The organism is Spongiibacter taiwanensis (genome assembly GCF_023702635.1).
Classification (GTDB): Bacteria; Pseudomonadota; Gammaproteobacteria; order Pseudomonadales; family Spongiibacteraceae; genus Spongiibacter; species Spongiibacter taiwanensis.
Map to the genome: position 1 here is coordinate 2,238,969 of NZ_CP098455.1, position 23,901 is coordinate 2,262,869.

Consider the following 23,901-nt stretch of genomic DNA (forward strand, 5'->3'; position numbering starts at 1 on the left):
TATAGTTCTGCGAAGCTGAAATTTCCTGCGGAGAGACTGCGGATGTGCCTTAGGGGAAATTGCCTACAGTCAAAGGCAATGATCTTCCCTAAGATGTCACTCACTCTCTGATGAATGAAGTAGCCAGGTTTGGGACGGGTGGCTTCTTGATCACATTGCTCTCGGTGAAGACCGGAACAGATCGCGGTAAGATGACACCTTTGGGGACCACGTTGTGGTCCCCTTTTTTTTGTTCCTAGGTCTCCGCGACCGACGTTTTCCTGCCCCTGCCCAAGCCACCGCAGCGCTTTGAGCAATACACCACAGTGTCCCAATTACGCGCCCACTTTTTGCGCCAGGCGAAGGGGCGCTGGCAAACCGGGCAGGTCTTTTCTGGCAGGTTGAGTTTTTTGTGGGCCATCGGTCGAGGGCCTCGCGGTAGGAACAATGGGCACCGAGCTTGTTACGGCCGCGGCGCCCGAGCTGATCAGATCTGGCTGATGTCGCGCACAGCGCCCCGGTCAGCGCTGGTCGCCATTTTGGCGTAGGCTTTCAAGGCGGCAGACACTTTGCGTGGCCGTTCCTTGACCGGCTTCCAGCCGTCAGCGCCTTTGGCATCCATCGCCTTGCGGCGCTTGTTCAACTCACTCTCGTCGAGCAACACATTGATGCTGCGGTTGGGGATATCAATGCGGATGATATCGCCCTGTTCCACCAGGCCGATGGCGCCGCCGGATGCCGCCTCCGGTGAAACATGGCCAATCGACAAGCCTGAGGTGCCGCCGGAGAAACGGCCGTCGGTGAGCAGAGCGCAGGCCTTACCCAGACCCTTTGATTTGATGTAGCTGGTCGGGTAGAGCATTTCCTGCATACCCGGGCCGCCTTTGGGGCCTTCATAGCGCACAACGACCACGTCACCGGCTTTGACCTTGTCGGCCAGGATATCGGCTACGGCATCTTCTTGACTCTCGCAGATATGGGCGGGACCTTCAAAGACCAGAATGCTTTCGTCCACTCCGGAGGTTTTCACCACGCAGCCGTCAACAGCGATATTGCCGTACAGTACCGCGAGCCCACCCTCCTGAGAGAAGGCGTGCTCAATGGCGCGGATACAGCCGTTTTCCCGGTCGGCATCCAGTGAGGGCCAGCGGGTGTTTTGACTGAAAGCCTGCTGCGTCGGAATACCCGCCGGGCCTGCCTTGTAAAACTCTTTTACCGCCTCGATCTCGGTTTGCATGATGTCCCACTGTTCCAGCGAGGCCGCGACGGTGCTGGCATGCACGGTGGGGATGTCGGTATGCAGCAATCCGGCGCGGTCCAGTTCGCCCAGAATGCCCACCACACCACCGGCCCGGTGCACATCTTCCATGTGATACAGCGGCGTGTTTGGCGCCACCTTGCACAGCTGGGGAACCTTGCGCGACAGCGCGTCGATATCCTTCATGGTGAAGCTCAGCTCGGCTTCCTGGGCGGCAGCCAGCAGGTGAAGAATGGTATTGGTCGAACCGCCCATCGCGATGTCCAGCGCCATGGCATTCTGGAAGGCTTCGTAGCTGGCAATGTTGCGGGGCAGGATGGAATCGTCATCCTCTTCATAATAGCGCTTGGCCAGCTCGACAATACGGCGGCCGGCTTCGAGGAAGAGCTTTTCCCGATCGGCGTGGGTGGCCAGCATCGAGCCATTGCCGGGCAAAGACAGGCCCAGGGCTTCGGTCAGGCAGTTCATGGAGTTGGCGGTGAACATGCCCGAACAGCTGCCACAGGTCGGGCAAGCAGAGCGCTCATACTCGGCCACTTTTTCATCAGAGGCGGAGTCGTCTACGGCAATCACCATGGCATCGACTAGGTCGAGCTTGTGCTCTGACAGCTTGGTTTTACCCGCCTCCATGGGGCCGCCAGAAACAAAGATCACCGGAATGTTCAGGCGCATGGCGGCGTTGAGCATGCCGGGGGTGATCTTGTCGCAGTTGGAAATACACACCAGCGCATCGGCGCAGTGGGCGTTGACCATGTACTCCACCGAGTCGGCAATCAGGTCGCGGCTGGGCAGGCTGTAGAGCATGCCGTCGTGGCCCATGGCGATACCGTCGTCCACAGCGATGGTGTTGAACTCTTTGGCGACACCCCCAGCGCGTTCAATTTCCCGGGCCACCAATTGCCCCAGGTCCTTGAGGTGGACGTGGCCCGGGACAAACTGGGTGAAGGAGTTGGCGATGGCGATAATCGGCTTGTTGAAATCGTCATCCTTCATGCCAGTGGCCCGCCACAGGGCGCGGGCGCCAGCCATATTGCGGCCGGCGGTGGAGGTTTTGGAGCGGTATGCAGGCATGATCGGCCTCGAAATATTCAGCGTTGAAAACAGGGCGGAGAGTTTAACACAGCAGTGGCTTTGGCTTTAATCACCCCAGCTGCGAGAAGCGCCGCATTCGGCTATGGTGTACACATTAATTGGGTGAGGGGGTTCTGTGGAAGACACGGTTGATCAAGCAGCGCAGTCGATTGGCGCGGTAGTTCCGGAGTGGGTGTTCGACTGGCTGCCCTTTGCGCTGGTCATGGTGCTGCTGTTCTGTGTGTGGCTGTTTACCCGCAAGGTGTTTTCGGTACAGAAGGAGCACGGCGCCGATATTCGCTACCGGGAGCAGGGCAGCCGCCTGCTGTTTCGCTTGGCGGGGCTGGTGCTGGCGATTGCCACGATCCCGATGGACGGCGAGCTGCGCGGCCAGTTGTTCAGTCTGGTGGGCCTGCTGGCATCCGCCGCCATTGCCCTGTCGTCGACCACGGTGATGGGTAATCTGATGGCGGGCTTTATGCTGCGTACCGTGAACAGCTTTCGCGCCGGTGATTACATTGAGTTTCGCCGGGAGCTGGGCCGAGTGTCCCAGCGGGGCCTGCTCCATGTCGAGATACAAAACGAGACCAGCGAACTGGTCACGGTGCCCAACTTACTGCTGGTGCAGGAGCCCTATAACGTGGTGCGGGCGTCGGGCACGGTGGTGTCGGCGGATGTGTCCCTCGGTTATGACGTGGATCGCCGGGATATTGAAAAAGCCCTGCTGGCGGCCATCGAAAAGGCCGAGCTGGAAGAGGGTTTTGTGCAGATTCGCGAGCTTGGTGATTTTTCGGTGACCTACCGGGCTAGCGGCTGGCTGAATGAAGCCGGCTTGCTGGTCAGTTCCCGGTCGCGCCTGCGAGCAATGATGCTCGACGCACTGCACGGCGCCGGCATCGAAATTGTGTCACCCAACTTTATGAATCAGCGCCAGCTCAAAGGTGAGGGCAAGATTATTCCGGCCGCGTCGATGCGTTATCGCCGAGAGGAAGACAATCATGGCCGGGCTGAGGAGGTCCTGTTCAGCAAAGCGGAAACGGCCAGCGCAGTAGAAAAGCTGGAAGACCAGATCAAAAAATTGAAGGAAGTGCTGAATCAGGAGCCCGCCGAGGGCGAACCGCCGTTGGATCGAGATGCGATAAAAACCGAGCTGGCCGCATTGACCAGGCAGCTTGAGGAAGCCAGAGAGCAGGCCAAAGCAGAGGCCGCCAAAGATCGCGCTCAGGACGAAAGCGCCGAGCGTTGATCTTCAACTTCCGCTGTATTGACTGCAGTTGTTGCGCTCAGGCAATCTTGCGCCACATTGCCAGGGTGTGTGTGAGGAGCAGGGAATGCGTGTCAGCCAATGGGTCGCTGTGCTGTGCAGTGGCCTTTTTCATTTATGCGTCGCGGCGTTGCCAGCCGACCCGGCGCCGATCATCCCCCCCGACCTGACTGCCTATTCGGCCCTGCCTACCATTACTGATCCGGTGCTTTCGCAAAGCGGTCGTTATTTTGCTTTTCAAGCCAATATCGACGCGCGGCGGATGGTGGTTGTCGTCGAATCTGGCGGCGGCGTCATTCACCAGATCGATTTTGGCGATATCAAACTTCGATCGCTGATGTGGGCGGGGGATGACTACGTCCTGGCCATTAGCAGTTCGACTCAGAATCTGGGTATGTTTTACGGCGGGCGTTACGAACTGTTCAACTTTCTCGTCATTGATGTGGCAACGGGTGAGACTCGTTGGCCGATCCAGGCCGCGAGCACCAGGGTGTTGAATGCGGCCTTCGGGTTTTACCCGCCTAATCGCTGGCGGGGGAAGTGGCAGCAATGTGTGAATACCCTGGCCCTGGATCGTTCGCAATTTGGTACCAAATTGTATATCCGTGACGGTGACCTCGACCTCGCTTGCTTCGATCTTGCGAGCGGTAAATTGCGCTTTGCCGCCAAAGGCGGCCAAACCACGGATGGCTGGCTGATGAGCCCCAGTGGTGAAATTCTGGCGACTGCCTATCGTGATTCTGCGCGCCAACAGTGGAGTCTAAAGCGGGGCAAGGGCGTCTCGGTATTCAGTGATAAAGACATGCTGGCAGAGCACGATTCCCGCTACGGCGCGGACGGAATTATTGGTCTTGGTCGTGAGCCCGGCACGGTGTTGTACACGGTCTCCGATACCGAGCAAGCCACCCATTACCGTGAGGCCAGGCTAGATGGCAGCGCAGAGCCTGTCGCTGTGTTTGACGATAGGGATATTGCTGAGGTGGTCTTCGATCGCCACACCCAGTTATTGTCGGGTTATCGGGTGTCGGGCATCTCTCCTTCTCTGGAAATGCTATCAGATGCGGATCAGGCACGGGTGGTGGGTGCCCAAAAGGCCTTCCCTGGCAGCCAGGTCAACTTCGTGTCGATGTCTCAAAACCTCGATCGGATGATTGTGCTCACCGAGAGCAACACGGACTCGGGCACCTGGTGGCTGGTCGATATCGCCAAGGGCAGCGCCGAAATTCTTGGCAACAGCTACCCCGGTGTTCGTTCGTCTCAGGTCGGCGGCTTTTCAAGCTGGCGTTATCACGCCAGTGATGGCTTACCAATCGAGGCCGTACTCACCGAGCCGCCGTCGGTGGCGGATGGGCCGCTGCCCCTGGTGGTGATTCCCCACGGTGGTCCAGAGGCCCACGACAAGTTGGGGTTTGACTGGTTAGCTCAGGCCTTTGCCAGTCGCGGGTATCTGGTTTTGCAGCCTAATTTTCGCGGTTCGTCGGGCTATGGTGCTGAGTTCCGCAACTCGGGGTTTGGTCAGTGGGGCCGCAAGATGCAAAGCGACCTGTCTGATGGGGTGGCGGCGCTGGTTGAGGCAGGACGGGTCGATCCAGCGCGGGTGTGCATTGTCGGCGCCAGCTACGGCGGCTATGCGGCGCTGGCCGGGGTGACCTTGCAGCGGGGTATTTATCGCTGCGCGGTGTCAATTGCCGGTGTTTCGGATCCCGCCGCCTTGCTGCGGGAGCGGGAAGTGGAACGACAGCATAACTCAATGCGTTACTGGCGCGATTATCTGGGTGTGTCTACCTCCTTTGACGGTGATCTCGACAGCATCTCGCCGCTAGCCAAGGCCCGAGAAGCCACTGCGCCGGTGTTGTTGATTCACGGCAAGGATGACTTGGTCGTGTCCATCAGCCACAGCCGGCGCATGGCCAAAGCCCTGGCCCGAGCCGGTAAAGCGCATCGCTTGGTTGAGCTGCCGGGAGAGGATCACTTTTTGTCTCGCAGTCACACCCGGCGGCGAGCTCTGGAAGAGGCCGTCAGTTTTGTGATGCAGCACAATCCCCCGCAACTTTAAGTGAATAAGAGCGTGGTCGCTGCTTGATGAATAAATGTGGGCTATCTAGGCTGGAGCTCAGTTAGGAAACGGTGGGCAAAGGGAGTGTTGCTGTGAATAGGATTGGTCGGCAGTTTGGCTTTTTTGCTTTGCTGGCGGTGTTTCTCGGTTGGCAAAAGGTTGCTCTGAGTGGCGATGGGTCACTGCCGCCCCTTGATATTTATGGGCACTTGCCCGCAATAAGCCATGCTCAGTTGTCCCCTTCCGGGGAGCAGCTCGGGGTGGTCACCCATGTTGACGAAAAGTCCTTGCTGTTGGTGATGAAGCAGGGAAAGATTCGCCACAAAATCGGACTCGGCGATATCTTGGTAGACAGTTTGCGCTGGGCCGGAGACGGCCACCTGCTGGTGCGTACCCGATCCTCACAAGAACTCGGTAGCCGCCGGGGTGGCTTGTACAGTTTCAGCAATCTGCTCACCGTTGATGCGGCGTCCGGTAAGGCCGATTGGCCATTGGCAAACTCCAAGCGGGTGTTCAACGCTTCCCTGGGCTTTTATCGACCGATTCGCCACCGAGGAGCCTGGTATCAATGCGTTAACACCTTTTCTCTGAAGGGCTCTTATTCCTCTCGTTTCGGCGTTTCTTGCCTGAATCTCGAGTCTGGAAAGCTGAAAGAAATCGTCGCCTCGGAATCGGTGTACGACTGGCTCATTGATCAAAATCTCGAGATTAGCGCCCACGCCACCTATTCGGCGAAGTACGGTAAATGGCAGTTATGGAAAGGGGAGAGCCATTCGGTTTCGCTTTTGAATCAGCGCGACCCCATGCTTGAACTCGAGTCAAAGTATGGTGAGACCCAGATTTTGGGTTTGGGTCGGCGCCCTGGCACAGCCCTGATTTTGATGGAGGACCGCAAAGGCGTGAGGCGGACCGCAGAGGTAGATATCGAGGGGAGTGCGCCGGTTGAATTTTTGTATGCAGATGTAGGGATATCCGAGCTGTTTTTTGACTCTTTGACGGGGCTGCACAATGGGTATGAACTGCTAGGCGAAGTGCCAAAGCCGGTGATGCATAATGCCGCCCATCAAGCACGGGTTAAGGGGGTCATTAAAGCGTTCCCGGGCCGCAACACAACGATTGTCTCCTGGAGTAATGACTTCAATCGGATTATTGCCTACACCGACGGTGCCGGCGATTCCGGCACCTGGTGGACCGTCGATATTGAATCGGGGTTTGCCGATGAATTGGGTCGCAGCTACCCCGCTCTCCCGCCTGAGCAGGTTGGTGATGTCGAGGTGTGGGAATACAAGGCGGCGGATGGCTTGCCCATCACGGCCATTTTGACCCGGCCACCGGGCGAGAAAGGCGAGGGGCTCCCCCTGGTGGTCATACCCCACGGCGGCCCGGAGTCTCGCGATTTTCTGGGGTTTGACTGGATGGCCCAGGCTTTTGCCAGCCGCGGCTACGTTGTGCTCCAGCCTAACTTCAGGGGCTCTTCCGGTTTTGGTATTGCCTTTCGGAATGCGGGTTTTGGCGAGTGGGGCCGCAAAATGCAGACGGATATCTCTGATGGGGTCAACGCTCTGGCCAAAACCGGATTGATCGATCCCGCTCGAGTGAGCATTGTCGGTGCCAGTTACGGTGGCTACGCCGCATTGGCCGGCGTCACCGTTCAGCAAGGCATCTATCGGTGTGCCGTGTCGATCGCCGGGGTTGCCGATCTCGGCAGACTTCTGGTGGCAGCCAGGGACGACCGCGCGTTTCAGGAATACCGCTATTGGAAGGATTACCTCGGTGTTGATTCCTTGGGCCATGAGATCATCGAAAAGCTCTCACCGGTGGATCTCGCAGAAAGCGCGAGTGCGCCTATACTGCTGATCCACGGCGATGGTGATCTGGTTGTGCCGATTGCGCACAGCAAGGCGATGGCCAAGGAATTGCGGGCAGAGGATAAACCCTATCGTTTTGTCGAAATTAAAACGGAAGATCACTACTTGTCACGCAGCCACACCCGGCGGCGAGCCCTGGAAGAGTCCGTCAGTTTTGTGATGCAGCATAATCCGCCGGGCGGCGCGACTGCCCCCGTTAATTAAATGGCCATTGGTCTTGTGGCCGCACGTTTGCGAGGCTGAAGCGGTTCAGGGCATAGGTGCTTAAGGGCATTGACGCTTACGGAGCCCCCAGGCGCTTGGCCACCCAGTCGTTAATCGCCAGGCCGGTACCCATATTCCAACCCTTGAGGTTTTCAACGGCGACGATTTTGTAATCGTCGAGCTCCTCGTTCAGTTTGATCTCGCCCGCTGCTTCCACGTGGTAAGCGATGATGACCTGGTTTTGCTGGGGGAAGCTGTAAACGCCGATCAGTTCGGTATTCAGCGCATGCAGGTTGAGCTCCTCCAGGGTTTCTCGTTTGGCGCACTCCAAGGGGTCTTCGCCAGCCTCCAGAAAGCCGGTAATAATCGAGTAAAACTTCCTCGGCCAGCTGACGTTGTGGGCCAGCACCACGCCGCCCTCTACCTCGACGATCATGGCGACCACGGGGGTGGGATTATTGAAGTGCACAAAGCCGCATTCGGTATCCGGGCAGGCCCGGCGAATCTCACCGTCGATCAGGGCTTCAGCAATGGGTTGTGCACATTGGGGACAAAAATTCATTTGGCGCTCGATATTTATTGAAACTTCGTTATTCTGCCACAGAGCTTTGGAGACCGCTCTGCTGTAACAATAACAACAATACACTGCTATCTGGCAGAAATACGTTTATCGGGGGAGAAACGTAAGCATGGATTTGAATCTGCACAATCGCATTGCCCTGGTTACCGGAAGCAATCGGGGTACCGGCGAAATTATTGCCCGCACCCTGGCGAGTGAGGGTGCCACGGTGATTTTTCACAGCCTGGAGGCGGGCGCTGCTGCCGCGCTGGCGGAAGAAGTGAAAAATGCCTACGCCGTATGGGGCGACATCAGTACCGAAGCGGGCTGTCGTCAGGTTGCCGAGCAGGTAACCGGGCTGGTCGGCGAGATCGATATTCTGGTCAACAATTACGGTGTTGGCAGTCGGGGTCGCTGGAGCAACAGCTGTAACGGTGACTGGATAGAGAGCTATCAGAAAAACGTGCTGTCTGCGGTGCGCCTGGCCCAGCAGTTTATACCGGAGATGAAGCAGCGGGGCTGGGGGCGGATTGTGCAGTTGGGCACTATTGGCAGTCATCACCCCGGTAATCGCATGCCGGACTATTACGCTGCCAAAGGCGCCTTGGCGACCATGTCAGTGAGCCTGACCCAGGAGCTCAGCGATACCGGAATAACCGTGAATACGGTCTCGCCGGGCTTTATTCGCACCCCTGAGCTGGAGGCGGGGTTTCGTCGTAGGGCAGCGCGGGAAGGCTGGGGCGATGACTGGGATGATATTCAGCGCAGGATTGTGGCGGAGGAGTTTCCCAACCCCTGTGGCCGTATTGCCGAACGCCAGGAGGTTGCCGATTTGGTGGCGTTCCTGTGCAGCGATCGGGCGGGGTTTATTAACGGCCAAAATATCCGCATTGATGGGGGTGCCGTGCGCTACGTCTGAGTGGGCGCTACTTTTTCTTGTCCAGCGACGCTGCCCACAGTGCCAGGCGATGGCGAATCGATTGCTGGGAGACTTGTAGCTCCGGCATGGGTTGAATCAGTTTATCCCGCACCAGAAGACGGTAGATAAACTCCAGTCGTTCGTTGGCGGAGTCACCTTCTTCAAATTTCGCTGCGCCGCGTTTTTCCGCATAAGCGGTGCCGATGGTCAGGGCCTTGCGTACCAGTTCTTTCTCGTTGTCGAGTTTCTTCATTTACGCTGCTCCGCGGGTCGCCGTCTTGCTTATGATTCATACTTTACCAGCGAAAGTAAAATCGCTGTTTCAGTATCAGTAGCCCACGACGGCCGGGAATGCTCAATCCTCGCGTTCATTGCTGACATAACGCCGTTTGCGGCCGGTAAAGCGGCGAAACAGGGTGTCATGCGCAGAGCGTGAAAAGCAGTCCTGGCGCTGATTATACTGGCCGATCCAGTCAATCAGCATATCGAGATTGGCATCTTGGGCCGCTTTGGATGGGTATTTGTGGGGCTCCCAGGGGCGTGCCCTGGCATTTTCAATGCACAGCGGTGTGGGCAGATCGAGGTAGATCATCGCGGTGGCCTGGGGCACTGCGAGCGCGAGTAAGTCGGCGTAACAACCCTCAATCACCCAGCTTTTGTTGCTGGCGATAAAGGCATCAATGTGGTGTTTTGATTGTGCCAGCGGCGCCCTTTCTGGGGGATTGCCGGGCTGCCAGGCCAGCGTGTCCAGGTCCAAATGGGCGGCGTGTTCGGTATCAGCAATGTGTTTGGCCACGGTTGATTTTCCCGAGCCGGAATTCCCAAAAATCAGGTACTTTTTCAACGACCTCTCCTCGGTTGCCATCGCGCTGGCAGATTGTCCTCAGGCTTCTGGCAAGAACTCGCTGAGCACGCTGTCTAGCAGTGCAAAGCCGCGCTCAGTGGTGCAATAGTGTTGGTTCTTGCTCTCCAGCAAACCGCGCTGCTCAAGGACACTTACTTTGGCATGAATCGCGGACCAGGGTAGCCCGGTGCGCTGTTCAAACAGCGCGGGCGAGAAACCTTCCCTCAGGCGCAAGGCATTCATTACGAACTCGAACGGCAGATCGACTGCTTCGACCCGTTCTTGCCGACTTGTGCGCGAGGGCGCGCGCCTCAAATAATCTTCGGGCTTGCGGGTTTTCTGGTAGCGTTGCACCTGGCCATCAGCGCCGGTCACTTTGCCGTGGGCGCCTGCTCCCAGCGCCAGGTAATCGCCAAATTGCCAATAGTTGAGATTGTGGCGGGCGCGGTGGCCGGGCCGGGCAAAGGCGGACACCTCGTAGCGCTCAAAGCCCGCTTGCTCGAGCAACTCGAATCCCGCTCGCTGAATGCGAAGAATGTCATTCTCTACCGGCAATAGGGGTGGTCTGTTATAGAACTCGGTGTTGGGCTCAATGGTGAGTTGATACCAGGAAATATGGGGCGCGCCGCTGTCGATGGCGATCTGTAAATCCTGCAGCGCGTCGCTCAGGCTTTGCTCATTCAGGCCGTGCATCAGGTCGACATTAAAGTTGCTGAAACCTGCCTGTTGGGCAGCGGCGATGGCGTGACGCGCATCGTCGCTGCTGTGAATGCGACCCAGTTTGCCGAGCTGGTTTGAATCAAAGCTCTGCACGCCGATGGAGATGCGATTAATGCCGCTGTCACGATAGGCTTTGAATCGCTCTTGGCCCACTTCCTTGTTCAAGGTGCCGGGATTGGCTTCCAGGGTGATTTCAATATCGCTGGCGAATCGGAGCTGTTGTTTTAATCCGGTGAAAAGCTGCTGATAGGCTCGGGCGCTAAACAGGCTGGGCGTGCCGCCGCCGATAAAAATACTCTGAATTTCCCGCCCCTGAACAAATGCCAAATCCTGCTCTAGGTCCTCCAACATGGCTGCAACGTAAGCCTGCTCCGGCAGCTCTCCTTTTTGAGCGTGGGAGTTGAAGTCGCAGTAGGGGCACTTGCGCACGCACCAGGGGATGTGGATGTAGAGACTGAGCGGAGCCTGACGTCGGACGTCGGACGTCGGACGCTGATCTGTGCCGGCTCGTACTTCTGTAGATATGCTCATGTGCTGTGCCAGCTGAAAACGAGATGGAAGGTAGTTCGCGCTTTTGCTTTTAGCGTCCGACTTCAGACGTCCGACATCAGACCAAAAAAGCTCATGTCATCACCCGTCAGACTCAAATATTTGACTCCACATCTCGTCAACCCGCTTCACCACCGCCGGATCACGGGCAATTGGCCGCCCCCATTCCCGATCCGTTTCGCCCGCCCATTTGTTGGTGGCATCCATCCCCATCTTCGAGCCGAGGCCGGACACGGGGGAGGCGAAATCCAGGTAATCGATGGGGGTGTGCTCCACCATCACGGTATCCCGCTGGGGGTCCATCCGGGTGGTGATGGCCCAGATCACATCGTTCCAATCCCGAGCGTTTACGTCGTCGTCGCAGACGATTACAAACTTGGTGTACATAAACTGGCGCAGGAAGGACCACACGCCAAACATCACCCGCTTGGCGTGGCCGGGGTACTGCTTTTTGATGGTCACCACCGCCATCCGATAGGAGCAGCCTTCTGGCGGCAGATAGAAGTCAATGATCTCAGGGAACTGGCGGCGCAGCAGCGGCACCAACACCTCGTTTAAGGCGACACCGAGCACGGCGGGTTCGTCCGGTGGCCGGCCGGTGTAAGTGCTGTGATAAATGGGGTCTTTGCGGTGAGTGATATGGGTCACGGTGAAGACCGGGAAGCGATCTACTTCGTTGTAGTAGCCGGTGTGGTCGCCGTAGGGGCCTTCGTCGGCCATTTCATCGGGGGCGATGTAGCCTTCCAGAATGATCTCGGCGGTGGCGGGTACCTGCAGATCGTTGCTGAGGCTCTTACAGAGCTCAGTCTTTTCGCCCCGCAGCAAACCGGCAAAGGCGTATTCACTCAGGGTATCTGGCACCGGGGTTACTGCGCCGAGTGTGGTGGCCGGGTCAGCACCCAGGGCGACGGACACCGGGAAGTTTTCGCCGGGGTGGGCCGCTTTGAATTCTTGGAAATCCAGCGCGCCACCGCGATGAGACAACCAGCGCATAATCAGCTTGTTCTTGCCGATCAGCTGCATCCGGTAGATACCCAGGTTCTGCCGCTCTTTATTGGGGCCGCGAGTAATTACCAATGGCCAGGTAATGAGGGGCGCGGCATCCTCAGGCCAGCAGGTCTGGATGGGCAGTTGGCTCAGGTCGACCGCATCCCCTTCGAGCAGCACTTGTTGGCATAAACCCTTGCCGACCAGCTTGGGCCCCATATTCAGTACTTGCTTGAATACCGGCAGCTGCCGCCAGGCATCCCGCAGGCCCTTGGGTGGATCGGGCTGGCGCAAAAAGGCCAGCAACTCACCGACCTCGTGGAGGGCTTCAATATTGTCCTTGCCCATCCCCATGGCCACCCGTTTCTCGGTGCCAAACAGGTTGGCCAGCACGGGCATGGAAAAACCGACGGGGTTTTCAAACAGCAGGGCAGGGCCACCCGCGCGCAGCACCCGATCGCAAATCTCGGTCATTTCCAGATTGGGATCGACGGGATGACTGATGCGTTTGAGTTCGCCCTGGGATTCCAGGTAGTCGAGGAAGGATCTGAGGTCTGAGTGGGGCATTAAGGGCCTAGTCGGACGTCTGAAGTCGGACGTCTGACGCTTCAAGGCGAAAAGCCCCGAGCGCCAGCACCTTGCGGCCATGCTCTGTGTCGATGGCGTCCAACAATCGGTTTACGGGTTCTTACGTCCGACGTCAGACTTCCGACGTCAGACGCCTCAATCACTTCCTCTTCATTGAATCGAAGAATTCACTATTGGTCTTGGTGTCTTTGAGCTTGTCGATCAGGAATTCAATCGCCGGAGTGTCTTCCATGCCGTGGAGCAGTTTGCGCAGAATCCACATCCGTTGCAGCTCTTCTTCACCGGTGAGCAGCTCTTCACGACGGGTGCCGGAGCGGCGGATGTTGATGGCGGGGTAGACCCGCTTCTCGGCGATCTTCCGGTCCAGATGCAACTCGTTGTTACCGGTACCTTTAAATTCTTCGTAGATAACCTCGTCCATTTTGGAGCCGGTATCGATCAGGGCGGTGGCGATGATGGTCAGACTGCCGCCTTCTTCAATATTACGGGCGGCGCCGAAGAAACGCTTGGGGCGCTCCAGGGCGTGGGCATCCACACCGCCGGTCAGAACCTTGCCGGAGCTGGGCACGATGGTGTTGTAGGCCCGGGCCAGGCGGGTGATGGAGTCCAGCAGAATGACCACGTCTTTCTTGTGCTCAACCAGGCGCTTGGCCTTTTCGATGACCATCTCGGCAACTTGTACGTGACGGGCCGGGGGTTCGTCGAAGGTAGATGCGACCACCTCGGCACCCTTGGCGCCGACTGAGCGCTGCATCTCGGTCACTTCTTCCGGACGCTCGTCGATCAGCAGCACGATCACATAACACTCGGGGTTGTTGCGAATGATGCTCTGGGCGATGTTCTGCAGCATCAGGGTTTTACCGGCCTTGGGCGGTGCCACGATGAGACCGCGCTGGCCTTTACCGATGGGCGCTGCCAGGTCGATGATGCGGCCGGTCAGATCTTCGGTGGAGCCATTGCCCTGTTCCAGCGTCAGGCGCTCATTGGGGAACAGCGGGGTGAGGTTTTCAAACAGTACTTTGTTCTTGGATTGCTCGGGGCGGGCAAAGTTAACTTCATCGACCTTGAGCAGGGCAAAGTAGCGCTCGCCTTCTTTGGGCGGGCGAATCTTGCCAGAGATGCTGTCACCAGTGCGCAGGTTGAAGCGGCGTATCTGGCTGGGGGAAACATAAATATCGTCCGGACCTGCGAGGTAAGAGCAATCTGCGTTGCGCAGGAATCCGAAGCCGTCCTGCAGAATTTCCAGTACGCCGTCACCGTGAATGTCTTCGCCACTTTTGGCGTGACGCTTCAGGATGGAAAAAATAATGTCCTGTTTGCGGGAGCGGGCGATGTTGTCGAGGCCAATTTCTTTGGCGATGTCGAGCAGTTCTTGGGCAGGTTTGGCTTTAAGGTCGGTTAGATTCATAGGTATGAGATTGTAGATTCAAAAAAATAATGGAAGAGAGAATTTCGAGACGCGGGAACGGCGGAGACGGAAAGCCGAAAACGAACTCGACAAAGTCGTGGAAGCGAAAAAGTAAAACAGGTTAGTTATTTGAGTAGTCTTTGCAGGGACAGCCGAACTCTATCACCGAAAACAGAGGCCGTCTAGTGTTGTAAATACCCAGCCCAATAGGGGATTGGGCTGGGTGAAGCATTTACAGCGCGCTGTTGACGAACTCGGTGAGTTGGGTCTTTGACAGGGCACCAACTTTGGTGGCTTCAGCGTTGCCGCCTTTGAAAATCATCAGTGTTGGGATGCCGCGTACACTGAATTTGGCGGGAGTTTCGGCGTTGGCATCAACATCAACCTTACACACCTTGATTTTATCGCCGTAGTCGCTCGCGATTTCGTCCAGAACGGGGGCGATCATCTTACAGGGGCCGCACCACTCTGCCCAAAAGTCGACTAGAACCGGCACCTCTGACTTGAGGACTTCGTCCTCGAAGCTGGCATCGGTGACGTGAACGATCTTCTCGCTCATGGGGAATCTCCGCATTAAACATCAGAATTAAAGGATGTGAGATCATAGCACAGGTGCAAAGTGGAAGTGAAAAGGCGCAGCCGAAGATGACATCACCGCGTGTGGCCGTTGTGGATATGGGGTCTAACAGTTTTCATCTGTTGATTGCCGAGGTGCAAGCGGGCCGTTGGGTACCGCTCAAAACCGCAGAGCGCAAAGTGCAGCTGGCGGCAAATCGCCGGGGGCGGACGCTGTGTGACAAGGCGATTGCGCGGGCGCTGGGGTGCCTGCGGGACTATATGTCATTGCTGGAGGCTCACGATTGCGGGCAGCTGCGCATTGTGGCCACCGCTTCGCTGCGGGGAACCGATTGCGATGACTTTCTCACTCAGGTGGCGGCGGTGTGCGGTGTCAGGCCCGATATTATCAGTGGCGAGGAGGAAGCGGCGCTGGTCTATCGCGGCGTGGGTGCCCGCTTCGATGATCAACGCCACTACCTGGTCGTGGATATCGGTGGCGGCAGCACTGAGATTGCCCTGGGGTGCGGCCAGTCGCTGTCGGCCTTTTGTAGTGTATCGGTGGGTTGCCTCAGTTATTTGCGATATTTTCCTGATGACACGCTGACTGCTGCGGCCTTTCATGAGGCCTATGACGCCGCCAAGGGAGAGTTTGTCGCGGCGGCGCAGCGCCTGGGAATGAATAGGTTCCGCGGCGGCGACCTGACGGTGGTGGGTAGCTCGGGTTCACTGCTTGCCGTTGAGGCGGTACTGCGCCGCCTGCAATTGTGTGAGTCGGGTATCTCGGTTGCTGCACTGGCCTGGTTGGCTGAGGATATTACGCGTTTCGCCACCCTGGGTGAGCTTGAATACGGCGGCCTCAGTGAAGACCGCCGTGGTGTCTTTGCATCGGGGGTGGCCATTGTGAAGGCCTTGTTTGATAGCCTCGCCATTGAACACATGGTGTTGTCTCAGGGCGGCCTGCGTGAGGGCGTGATGGATCGATGGGTATCCCAGGGCGACCCGGGTTTGTAGCAGCGGGCTTAGTGGGCTGCGTTAGCAAAACCGATATCTATGACTGGGGTCGTGGCCTGCCCGCCTGATAGAATGGCGTGATTTTTTTAGATGCTCAGGACTATGTCGCGAACTCTCTACAGCGCTCTGCTCTATTTGCTCTGCCCGCTAATTTTACTGCGCCTTTGGTTGAGAGGTCGCAAGGCGCCGGCTTACCGCCTGCGGTTTGCCGAGCGCTTCGGTTACTTGCGCCAGCGGCCACAGGCCAATGGGCTCTGGGTCCATGCGGTCTCTGTTGGCGAAACGATTGCTGCCGCGCCGCTGATCCTGCACTTCCTCGACAATTACCCTGAGTTACCCGTGGTGGTAACCACCATGACCCCGACGGGGTCTGAGCGGGTTAAGGCCTTGTTCGGGGATCGGGTTTTTCATTGCTACGCGCCCTACGATCTGCCCGGTGTGGTAAATCGCTTTCTCAATACGACACAGCCCGGTGCTGCGGTGATTATGGAAACGGAGGTGTGGCCGAACATGGTATGCCAGACCGCCGCTCGGGGTATTCCCGTGCTGCTGGCAAATGGGCGGATGTCGGCGCGCTCTGCCAAGGGGTATGGCCGGTTTTCCAGCTTGGTTCAGCCCGCTTTTGCCGCGTTCGATCAGGTATTGGCCCAGTCCGAGGATGATGCCCGCCGGTTTATCGCGCTGGGTGCGCGGCCAGAGAGCGTCGCGGTCTCCGGCAGTGTGAAATTCGATGTCACCATCGGCCCGGAGCTGGCCACCCGTGCCGCCGCGCTGCGCGGCAGTCTGGAGGGGCGGCCGGTGTGGGTCGCCGCCAGCACCCATCACGGCGAAGACGAAATCTTGCTGGCGGTGCATCGTCAGTTGTTGACGACCTTTCCCGATTTACTGCTGGTGCTGGTGCCGCGCCACCCGGAGCGTTTTTCCCAGGTGGCTGAGTTAGTGGCGTCGAGCTCGCTCGGATATTCCCGGCGCAGTGCCGTCGGCGACTCGGTCGCCATCAGTTGTAGCGTGTTGCTCGGCGATACGATGGGTGAATTGATGTTGCTGCTAGGTGCGGGTGATCTGGCCTTTGTTGGCGGCAGTCTGATTGCCAGGGGCGGTCACAACAGTCTGGAGCCGGCGGCCTGGGGTATACCGGTGATTACCGGCGAGAGCGATTTTAACTTTGCCGAGATTAGTGCGTTGCTGCAGGCTTCCGGCGGCTTGGTCAAGGTGTCAGGTGAGTCGGAAATGGCAGAGGTGATTGCCCGCTGGTTGGCAGATCCGCAAGAACGGCGTCGATGCGGCGCCGCGGCAAAGGGGGTCGTGGAGGCCAACCGCGGCGCCCTGGCGCGCCTGATTGCCGCGGTGGATGGCGCCCTCGCCAAGTAAAGTAGGGTGCCAACGAGAAAGGCTAGCTTTGTTCTGACAGGGTGGTTTCGCCCGCTGCTTCCAGCCAAGTGTTGAGGTCGTTGATGTCAGCGGGGCTCAGGGTGCCCGCATTTTGTTTTAGCCGAAGCACGTCCAGCACGTAGTCGTAGCGCGCATTGGTGTAGTCGCGCATGGCGGCATACAGGTTGCGTTGTGCTTCCAGCACATCGACAATATTACGCGTTCCCACTTCGTAACCGGCTTCGGTCGCATCCAGTGCGCTTCTGGCGGAAATAATGTTCTGCTTGCGCGCTTTTACTGTTTGAACATCGGTATTTACAGCAATGTGCTGGGCCCGGGTGCCGGCGATAACCTGACGCAGGATGTTAATACTGCCCTGCTGAGCGGCATTGTATTGCTCGAAAGCTTGTCTGCGCGCGGCGCTGATACCGCCGCCGGCAAACAGCGGCACAGTCAGGGTGACGCGCAGGGCCTCGGTTTCGGAATAGCTGTCAGGCGGCGTGGCAAAGGCGCTGGTGGGGTTAAAGGTTGTGCTGCCGTCCAGGTCCTGCTTGCTGTAGGTAAAGCTGCCGGTCACCGTGGGCAGGTGCTCCATCTTTTTGGCTTGGGCGTTCTGGTAGGCCGAATCCCGGTTGGCGCCAGCGGCCTTTAGCAGGTAGTTGTTGGCCAGGGCGAATTCGACCCACTCGCTGCGGTCGCTGGGTTCTGGCATGGCAATGGGGAAGCTGTCCTGGAGGGACCAGAGGTTGTGATGCTCCTGGCCAGTCAGGGTGCTCAGGTTTTCTCGGGCAATGGCCAGTGAGCCCTCAAAGCCGAGGCGCTGGGCGACAATGCCATCGTAAACGGCCCGGGCTTCGTGAACGTCAGTGATGGCGATCAGGCCGACGTCGAAGCGCTGTTGGGTTTGCTCGAGCTGACGATTGGCGGCTTTTTCTTCGGCCTTTGAGGCGTCGAGGTTTTCTTTGGCCCGGAGCACATTGAAGTAGGCCTCGGCAACGCGAACGATCAGGTCCTGTTGATCGTAGGCGAGTTGGGCCTTGGCTTGTTCGCTGACTGCCTTACCGGCTTTGAAGGTGAACCAGGCGGGCAGATCAAAAATCGGTTGGGTCAGGCTGACGGAGTAGGCCTCGGTTTCGGAGTCGGTGCTGGCCTTTTGGTCGATGATGCTGGAGGTGGTGCCGCCCATGCCGTCATCGGTGATGGTGGTACTGGCCCGCTCACTGTCGGTCTCGGCGTCTTCGTAATAGGCCTGGCCGACCACCTGGGGCAGCAGGCCGGAGAGGGCGATATTCTCTGTTTCCAGGTTGGCCCGATAGTTGGCCTCGGCCTGTTTCAATACGGGGTCGTTTTTGAGCGCCAGTTCGTAGACATCCAGCAGCGTGTCGGCCAAGGCGACTTGTCCGGACAGGCCGACAAGCAACATTGCGGCATAGAGGGGATGACGTTTCGCGATCATTGAGGTTAACCTGTTTCGAATGGGTGGTCGTGCAGCGCCCGGAGCGGAGACAGTGTAGCAAAGGACGCAGCGCAAGAGCGGAACATTACTTTTTCGTAAATTTAAATAGTGCACTAACTAAATTCTGAGGCAGTGTGAGCATTCAACGCTATCAAGTCAATCTGAGCGAGCATCTTGCCGATTGCGAACTCAATTACCTGCGGCTGCAAAAACTGCTGCCGGAGACCTGCGTTGCCAGTACTCAGCTGTCTTACGGGCTGGTTGATGCAACGGTCCATTTCCGCATAACGGAGTGCGCGCCGTATACCACCTCCATTGAGGTGGAGCTGGCCAAGCCTGGCAACAGCGAGTGGGCGTCGCCGCAAATGTCGGTGCAGGTCTACCACGATGCCGGCTTGGCGGAAGTGGTGGCGGTGCAGGGCATTCGGGTCAAGCAGGCCCGGCAACCCTATCCTAACCCGGCCATGTTGCAGCGGGACGAGAAGCGCCAACTCAATCGTTATCTCGGTGAGATTCTCTGCCATTGTCTGGCGCAGGGACATTCGCTGACGGACCCCTTAAAAATTTTGGAAATATGACCGACTGCGCGGTTTTCAATCGGTGTTCGCTAGATTTGGCCCAACCCTTACCGTATAAACTGGGCATACATACTTAAGCTTTGGGTTATTTGGTGTCCTCCAACTCTGTTCAACGACCGCTGCATGTAGTGCAGATTAGCGATTGCCATCTCGGCGGACGAGCGGGGGAGACCCTCTTGGGTCTCGATACGGATCGAAGCCTTGAGGTGGTGCTCCAGCAGGTGGCTGGTGGCGCGAAACCGGATCTGTTGATTGTCTCAGGCGATATCTCCAGCGATGGTCAGGTCGATGCCTACCACCGGTTGAAGGCGCGTTTGCAGGGGATGGCCGGTGCCATGGTTTGGCTGCCGGGCAATCACGATGATGCAGTGCAAATGCGCGCGGCAATCGGCGCCGAGATCATGCCGGGCTCGCTGCTGCTGGAAGGCTGGCAATTTGTATTTCTGAATACGGCGGTGCCGGGGCAAGTCGGTGGCCGGCTGGCGGCGAGTGAGCTGGAGAAAGTCCGGTTAGCGGCCAGCAGCGGCATGCCGACCCTGATTTTTATGCATCATCACGCCCTGCCGGTGGGCAGTGACTGGCTGGATGAGCAGCGGGTCAGCAACGCTGACGAGTTGTTTTCTCTGATCGGCGGGCAAACCCACATCAAAGCGCTGGTGTGTGGCCATGTCCATCAAGAGAGCGACCAGAACGCCGAGGGCATCCGTCAGATCTCAACCCCGTCGAGCTGTATTCAGTTTGCGCCGGGCAGTGAAGACTTTGCCCTCGACAGTATCAACCCGGGGTATCGGTGTTTTGCTTTGCACGGCAATGGCACCTTCGAAACCCAGGTGAAGCGGGTGGCGGGCAATTTCGCGGTCGATCACTCAGCGAGAGGTTATTGATGTTTGGTGTTTTCCCGTGAGCGCGGCACTGGTTTATCTGCACGGCTTCATCTCTTCCCCCCAGTCCCACAAAGCGGTGCAGATGGGGGAATACCTGAAAAGTCATCATCCCGACATTCACTACGCCGTACCCGCCCTGGGGGATACCCCAGACCAGGCTTATGAGCGCGGCTCGAAGGCGGTCATGGATTGCCTCGCGCGGCATGACAAGGTTGGGCTGATTGGCAGCTCAATGGGCGGCTTTCTGTCGACGGTGTTGGCAGAGCGCTTTGGCTTGCGTGCAGTGCTGATCAACCCGGTGGTGCGCCCTCAGCATCTGGTAGAGAAGTTTATTGGCGAGCACCACAACCCCTACACGGGTTCGCGCTTTAGTCTGGATAGCCATCATGTGGATATTTTGACGTCTCTCTACCTGCCCGCGCTTGCTGCGCCGCAAAATTATTGGGCCTTGCTGCAGGAGGGCGATGAGACCCTGGATTATCGCTGGGCCGAGGATTACTACCAGCACAGCAAATTGACGGTAGAGCCCGGCGGGGACCACGCATTTCAGGGCTTTGAGCGCTATTTCCACCGGGTGGTGGAATTTCTGGGCCTGCTCGGTTAACAATACCCCACCTTATTTCAGCGTGTTGATGGTGCTTCGAGGGTTGCCTCGCTATCAATGCGGCCTGTTTGTTGTAGACATCTAAAAAGGCGGCGTCAGGCCGCGGAAGATTCATGGCTGAATATACATCCCAATCGATTGAGGTATTGACCGGACTGGAGCCCGTGCGCAAACGGCCCGGCATGTATACCGACACCACTCGCCCCAACCACCTTGCCCAGGAGGTGATCGACAACAGCGTAGACGAAGCGCTGGCCGGTCACGCCAAGCAGATTTCGGTCACCCTCAAACCCGATGGCTCGCTAATCTGCGCCGACGATGGTCGGGGCATGCCAGTGGATATCCACCCGGAACAGGGGCTCCCCGGGGTAGAGGTAATTTTGTCTACCCTCCACGCCGGCGGTAAATTCTCCAACGATAATTATCAGTTCTCCGGCGGTTTGCACGGTGTCGGGGTGTCAGTGGTCAACGCCCTGTCGAGCCGCCTCGAGGTGGAGATCAAACGGGACGGTAACGTTTACCGGATGGTGTTTGCAGACGGCAACAAAGCCTCCGAGCTGGAAGTGATCGACACCTGCGGCAAACGCAATACTGGCACCGCGATCCACTTCTGGCCCGATCCGAAATATTTCGACAGCCCGCGTTTTTCCGTGCGTCGACTGAAGCATGTATTGCGGGCCAAGGCGGTACTGTGTCCGGGCCTGCGCGTCAGCTTTGTCGACGAAACCGGCGACGAGAGCGAAGAGTGGTACTACGAGGATGGCCTGGCCGATTACCTGCAAGGCCACACCAAAGGCTTTGAGGTACTGCCAGCCCAGCCCTTTGTCGGTCAATTCAGCGGCCGCACCGAAGCGGTGGACTGGGCGGTGCAATGGCTGCCCGAGGGCGGCGAGCTGCTCACCGAGTCCTACGTCAACCTGATTCCCACCGCCCAGGGCGGTACCCATGTGAATGGCCTGCGCAGTGGTCTGCTCGATGCCATGCGCGAGTTCTGCGAGTTTCGCAACCTGCTGCCCCGTGGGGTCAAGCTCAGCCCGGATGATATCTGGGATAAATGCAGCTATGTGCTGTCGTCCAAACTGGCCGATCCTCAGTTCTCCGGCCAGACCAAGGAACGCCTCAGTTCCCGAGAGGCGGCGGCCTTTGTCGCCGGGGTGGCCAAAGATGCCTTTAGCCTGTGGTTGAACCAACACACCGAAGACGCCGAGCGCCTGGCTGAGCTCTGTATCGACAGCGCCCAAAGCCGTTTGCGCAAAGCCAAAAAAGTGGTGCGCAAGAAAGTCTCTGCCGGCCCTGCCTTGCCCGGCAAGCTGGCCGACTGCTCCGGTGCGGATATCGAGCGGTCTGAATTGTTTCTGGTTGAGGGTGACTCGGCCGGGGGCAGCGCCAAGCAGGCCCGGGACCGCCAATACCAAGCAATCCTTCCGCTGCGAGGGAAAATTCTGAATACCTGGGAAGTCGACTCAGCCGACATCCTCGCTTCTCAGGAGGTACACGATATTTCGGTGGCCCTGGGCATTGAGCCAGACAGCCCTGATTTGAGCGGTCTGCGCTACGGCAAAATCTGCGTACTGGCCGATGCGGACTCGGACGGTTTGCACATTGCTACCTTGCTATGTGCCTTGTTCTTACGGCATTTCCGCCCGCTGGTGGAGCAGGGCCACGTGTTTATCGCCATGCCGCCGCTGTACCGAATCGATGTGGGCAAGGAAGTCTATTACGCGCTGGACAATGCAGAAAAGGAAGGGGTGCTGGACCGCATCGATGCGGAAAACAAGCGTGGCAAAGTGCAAGTGACCCGCTTCAAAGGCTTGGGTGAGATGAACCCCCTGCAGCTGCGCGAGACGGTCATGGACCCCAATACCCGGCGCCTGGTGCGGCTGGCCATCGAAGATGACGAAGACACCGTTGGCCAGATGGATATGATGCTGGCCAAAAAGCGCGCCGCCGACCGTAAAGCCTGGTTGGAGAAATATGGCGACGAAGCCGAGCTGATGATGTAGCGGTTTTACCCGCGCTTTGCGCTAACTGAAAAAATCGTTTGATGCACTGGGCGGCCAATAAGAGGGCACTCTTGGGCTGCCCGGTGATACCTGTGACCCGATCAATCGTTTCAGATCTCGCTTGCCAGTTGTTCAGTCAGTGTTGCTGCTGATATCTCTTTGCAGTCCTTGAAGTGGCTGCCCGCCCAGAGCGGTGTGAAGTGATCAATGCCAATGGCTTCCGCCTTTTTGCGCAGTTCTGAAGTTGCAGCACTGGCCAGGGGAAACGGAGGCGCGTCTGGGTTTAGCGGCCCGATGTCCATCATCAATCGGTTTGCAATTCCGCGGGCCGCCCTTCCCGAAAAGACGTTGGTGATTGCGGTGTCGCGCTTGGTATCTTTGATTGCCTTGCGATGCACCCCGCTGGTGTTAGCCTCAGGGCAGAGTAAATAGGCCGTGCCAACCTGTACGCCAGCGGCGCCGAGATGAAATGCTGCTTTAACGTCTTTTGAGCTCATGATGCCACCGGCCGCGATAACCGGGAGGCTAACCGCGCTTGCGACCTGAGGTAACAAGTCCGCCAGCGTCTTCTGTTCTCGAAGATCGTCGGTAAGAAACATTCCACGGTGCCCGCCCGCTTCCAGGCCTTGTGCAATTATTGCGTCAACCCCTCTGGATTCGAGCCATATTGCCTCGTGCACTGTGGTAGCCGTAGCGATGATTTTGGCGCCGGCGCGACGGACTGGCTCGATCAGTTCCGGTGGCGGCAGCCCAAAATGAAAGCTCACTACCCGAGGTTGGCATTCGCTGACAAGATCGGCCATTTCTTCATCGAAGGGTCTGCGCAATGGTCCTGTTAGAGGTGCGTCGGTGTCGATACCATACTCTTCAAAATAGGCAGAAAATTGGTGCTGCCACCGCAAGATTTTTTCTTCGTTGCAGTGCGGCATGCGGTGGGCAAAAAAGTTGAGGTTGAACGGGCGCTGAGTCTGCGAACGAATATTGCCAACCTCCTTTCCTATCTGTGCTTTGCTAAGCATGCCGCAGGGCAGGGCGCCAAGGCCCCCGGCGTTCGACACTGCGATCGCCAGAGCACTGTCCTGCACGCCAGCCATGGGCGCCTGGAGAATGGGGTAGTCGGTTCCTAGTAGGGCTGATAGATTCATAGGGTCCTTTCTGCTGT

21 protein-coding genes are annotated in these 23,901 nt (G+C 57.9%); 10 read left to right on the top strand and 11 right to left on the bottom strand.

What is annotated here, in order from left to right; translation table 11 throughout:
* Positions 1 to 235: 235 nt before the first annotated feature.
* Positions 236 to 400, bottom strand: coding sequence for a DUF2256 domain-containing protein (locus NCG89_RS16900; protein ID WP_349631918.1), 165 nt, complete (start codon positions 398 to 400; stop codon positions 236 to 238).
* A gap of 66 nt (positions 401 to 466) precedes the next feature.
* Entirely contained in the window at positions 467 to 2,308 is a 1,842-nt protein-coding gene (gene ilvD, locus NCG89_RS10400) for a dihydroxy-acid dehydratase (RefSeq protein ID WP_251086465.1), read from the bottom strand.
* A gap of 136 nt (positions 2,309 to 2,444) precedes the next feature.
* On the opposite strand from ilvD, the gene NCG89_RS10405 reads away from it, so the two are divergent.
* The 3 genes from NCG89_RS10405 to NCG89_RS10415 all read left to right on the top strand — a co-directional run bounded on the left by NCG89_RS10405 (position 2,445) and on the right by NCG89_RS10415 (position 7,700).
* Positions 2,445 to 3,554, top strand: a complete 1,110-nt coding sequence (locus tag NCG89_RS10405; RefSeq protein ID WP_251086466.1) for a mechanosensitive ion channel domain-containing protein — start codon at positions 2,445 to 2,447, stop codon at positions 3,552 to 3,554.
* A gap of 85 nt (positions 3,555 to 3,639) precedes the next feature.
* Entirely contained in the window at positions 3,640 to 5,628 is a 1,989-nt protein-coding gene (locus NCG89_RS10410; protein ID WP_251086467.1) for an alpha/beta hydrolase family protein, read from the top strand.
* Positions 5,629 to 5,720: 92 nt separating this feature from the next.
* Positions 5,721 to 7,700, top strand: coding sequence for an alpha/beta hydrolase family protein (locus NCG89_RS10415; protein ID WP_251086468.1), 1,980 nt, complete (start codon positions 5,721 to 5,723; stop codon positions 7,698 to 7,700).
* 76 nt (positions 7,701 to 7,776) lie between these two features.
* On the opposite strand, the gene NCG89_RS10420 is transcribed toward NCG89_RS10415, so the two are convergent.
* A complete protein-coding gene (locus tag NCG89_RS10420; RefSeq protein WP_251086469.1) occupies positions 7,777 to 8,262 on the bottom strand; it encodes an NUDIX domain-containing protein in 486 nt (161 codons plus the stop codon).
* A 127-nt stretch (positions 8,263 to 8,389) separates the two neighbouring features.
* On the opposite strand from NCG89_RS10420, the gene NCG89_RS10425 reads away from it, so the two are divergent.
* On the top strand, positions 8,390 to 9,178 hold the full coding sequence (locus tag NCG89_RS10425; protein WP_251086470.1) for an SDR family NAD(P)-dependent oxidoreductase: 789 nt from the start codon (positions 8,390 to 8,392) through the stop codon (positions 9,176 to 9,178).
* Between the two features lie 7 nt (positions 9,179 to 9,185).
* Here the strand turns inward: NCG89_RS10425 and NCG89_RS10430 are convergent, their stop codons facing one another.
* The 6 genes from NCG89_RS10430 to trxA all read right to left on the bottom strand — a co-directional run bounded on the left by NCG89_RS10430 (position 9,186) and on the right by trxA (position 14,833).
* Positions 9,186 to 9,431 carry a DUF5062 family protein gene (locus tag NCG89_RS10430; protein WP_251086471.1) on the bottom strand — a complete coding sequence of 82 codons (246 nt, stop codon included), beginning with the start codon at positions 9,429 to 9,431 and terminating at the stop codon, positions 9,186 to 9,188.
* Positions 9,432 to 9,533: 102 nt separating this feature from the next.
* Complete coding sequence (locus NCG89_RS10435) at positions 9,534 to 10,022, bottom strand: P-loop NTPase family protein (RefSeq protein ID WP_251086472.1); 489 nt, start codon at positions 10,020 to 10,022, stop codon at positions 9,534 to 9,536.
* Between the two features lie 39 nt (positions 10,023 to 10,061).
* Positions 10,062 to 11,273, bottom strand: coding sequence for a radical SAM family heme chaperone HemW (gene hemW / locus NCG89_RS10440; protein ID WP_251086473.1), 1,212 nt, complete (start codon positions 11,271 to 11,273; stop codon positions 10,062 to 10,064).
* 99 nt (positions 11,274 to 11,372) lie between these two features.
* A complete protein-coding gene (gene ubiD, locus NCG89_RS10445) occupies positions 11,373 to 12,845 on the bottom strand; it encodes a 4-hydroxy-3-polyprenylbenzoate decarboxylase (RefSeq protein ID WP_251086474.1) in 1,473 nt (490 codons plus the stop codon).
* Between the two features lie 160 nt (positions 12,846 to 13,005).
* On the bottom strand, positions 13,006 to 14,274 hold the full coding sequence (gene rho, locus NCG89_RS10450; RefSeq protein ID WP_251086475.1) for a transcription termination factor Rho: 1,269 nt from the start codon (positions 14,272 to 14,274) through the stop codon (positions 13,006 to 13,008).
* 232 nt (positions 14,275 to 14,506) lie between these two features.
* Positions 14,507 to 14,833, bottom strand: a complete 327-nt coding sequence (gene trxA / locus NCG89_RS10455; protein WP_251086476.1) for a thioredoxin TrxA — start codon at positions 14,831 to 14,833, stop codon at positions 14,507 to 14,509.
* Between the two features lie 86 nt (positions 14,834 to 14,919).
* On the opposite strand from trxA, the gene NCG89_RS10460 reads away from it, so the two are divergent.
* Positions 14,920 to 15,843 carry a Ppx/GppA phosphatase family protein gene (locus tag NCG89_RS10460; RefSeq protein WP_251086477.1) on the top strand — a complete coding sequence of 308 codons (924 nt, stop codon included), beginning with the start codon at positions 14,920 to 14,922 and terminating at the stop codon, positions 15,841 to 15,843.
* 102 nt (positions 15,844 to 15,945) lie between these two features.
* The gene (gene waaA / locus NCG89_RS10465; protein ID WP_251086478.1) at positions 15,946 to 17,214 is read left to right on the top strand and encodes a lipid IV(A) 3-deoxy-D-manno-octulosonic acid transferase; all 1,269 of its coding nucleotides are present in this window, start codon (positions 15,946 to 15,948) and stop codon (positions 17,212 to 17,214) included.
* A 22-nt stretch (positions 17,215 to 17,236) separates the two neighbouring features.
* Here waaA and NCG89_RS10470 read toward each other — a convergent pair whose 3' ends face one another.
* Positions 17,237 to 18,670, bottom strand: coding sequence for a TolC family outer membrane protein (locus NCG89_RS10470; RefSeq protein ID WP_251086479.1), 1,434 nt, complete (start codon positions 18,668 to 18,670; stop codon positions 17,237 to 17,239).
* 134 nt (positions 18,671 to 18,804) lie between these two features.
* Between NCG89_RS10470 and NCG89_RS10475 the strand changes: the two genes are divergently transcribed.
* The 4 genes from NCG89_RS10475 (at position 18,805) to parE (ending at position 22,739) form a co-directional block, all read left to right on the top strand.
* On the top strand, positions 18,805 to 19,248 hold the full coding sequence (locus tag NCG89_RS10475) for a DUF1249 domain-containing protein (protein ID WP_251086480.1): 444 nt from the start codon (positions 18,805 to 18,807) through the stop codon (positions 19,246 to 19,248).
* A gap of 176 nt (positions 19,249 to 19,424) precedes the next feature.
* On the top strand, positions 19,425 to 20,132 hold the full coding sequence (locus NCG89_RS10480) for a metallophosphoesterase (RefSeq protein WP_251086481.1): 708 nt from the start codon (positions 19,425 to 19,427) through the stop codon (positions 20,130 to 20,132).
* Between the two features lie 16 nt (positions 20,133 to 20,148).
* Positions 20,149 to 20,736, top strand: a complete 588-nt coding sequence (locus NCG89_RS10485) for a YqiA/YcfP family alpha/beta fold hydrolase (protein ID WP_251086482.1) — start codon at positions 20,149 to 20,151, stop codon at positions 20,734 to 20,736.
* Between the two features lie 113 nt (positions 20,737 to 20,849).
* A complete protein-coding gene (parE, locus tag NCG89_RS10490; RefSeq protein WP_251086483.1) occupies positions 20,850 to 22,739 on the top strand; it encodes a DNA topoisomerase IV subunit B in 1,890 nt (629 codons plus the stop codon).
* 110 nt (positions 22,740 to 22,849) lie between these two features.
* On the opposite strand, the gene NCG89_RS10495 is transcribed toward parE, so the two are convergent.
* Positions 22,850 to 23,884: an NAD(P)H-dependent flavin oxidoreductase gene (locus NCG89_RS10495; RefSeq protein WP_251086484.1), complete on the bottom strand. Its 1,035-nt coding sequence runs from the start codon at positions 23,882 to 23,884 to the stop codon at positions 22,850 to 22,852.
* Positions 23,885 to 23,901 lie beyond the last annotated feature (17 nt).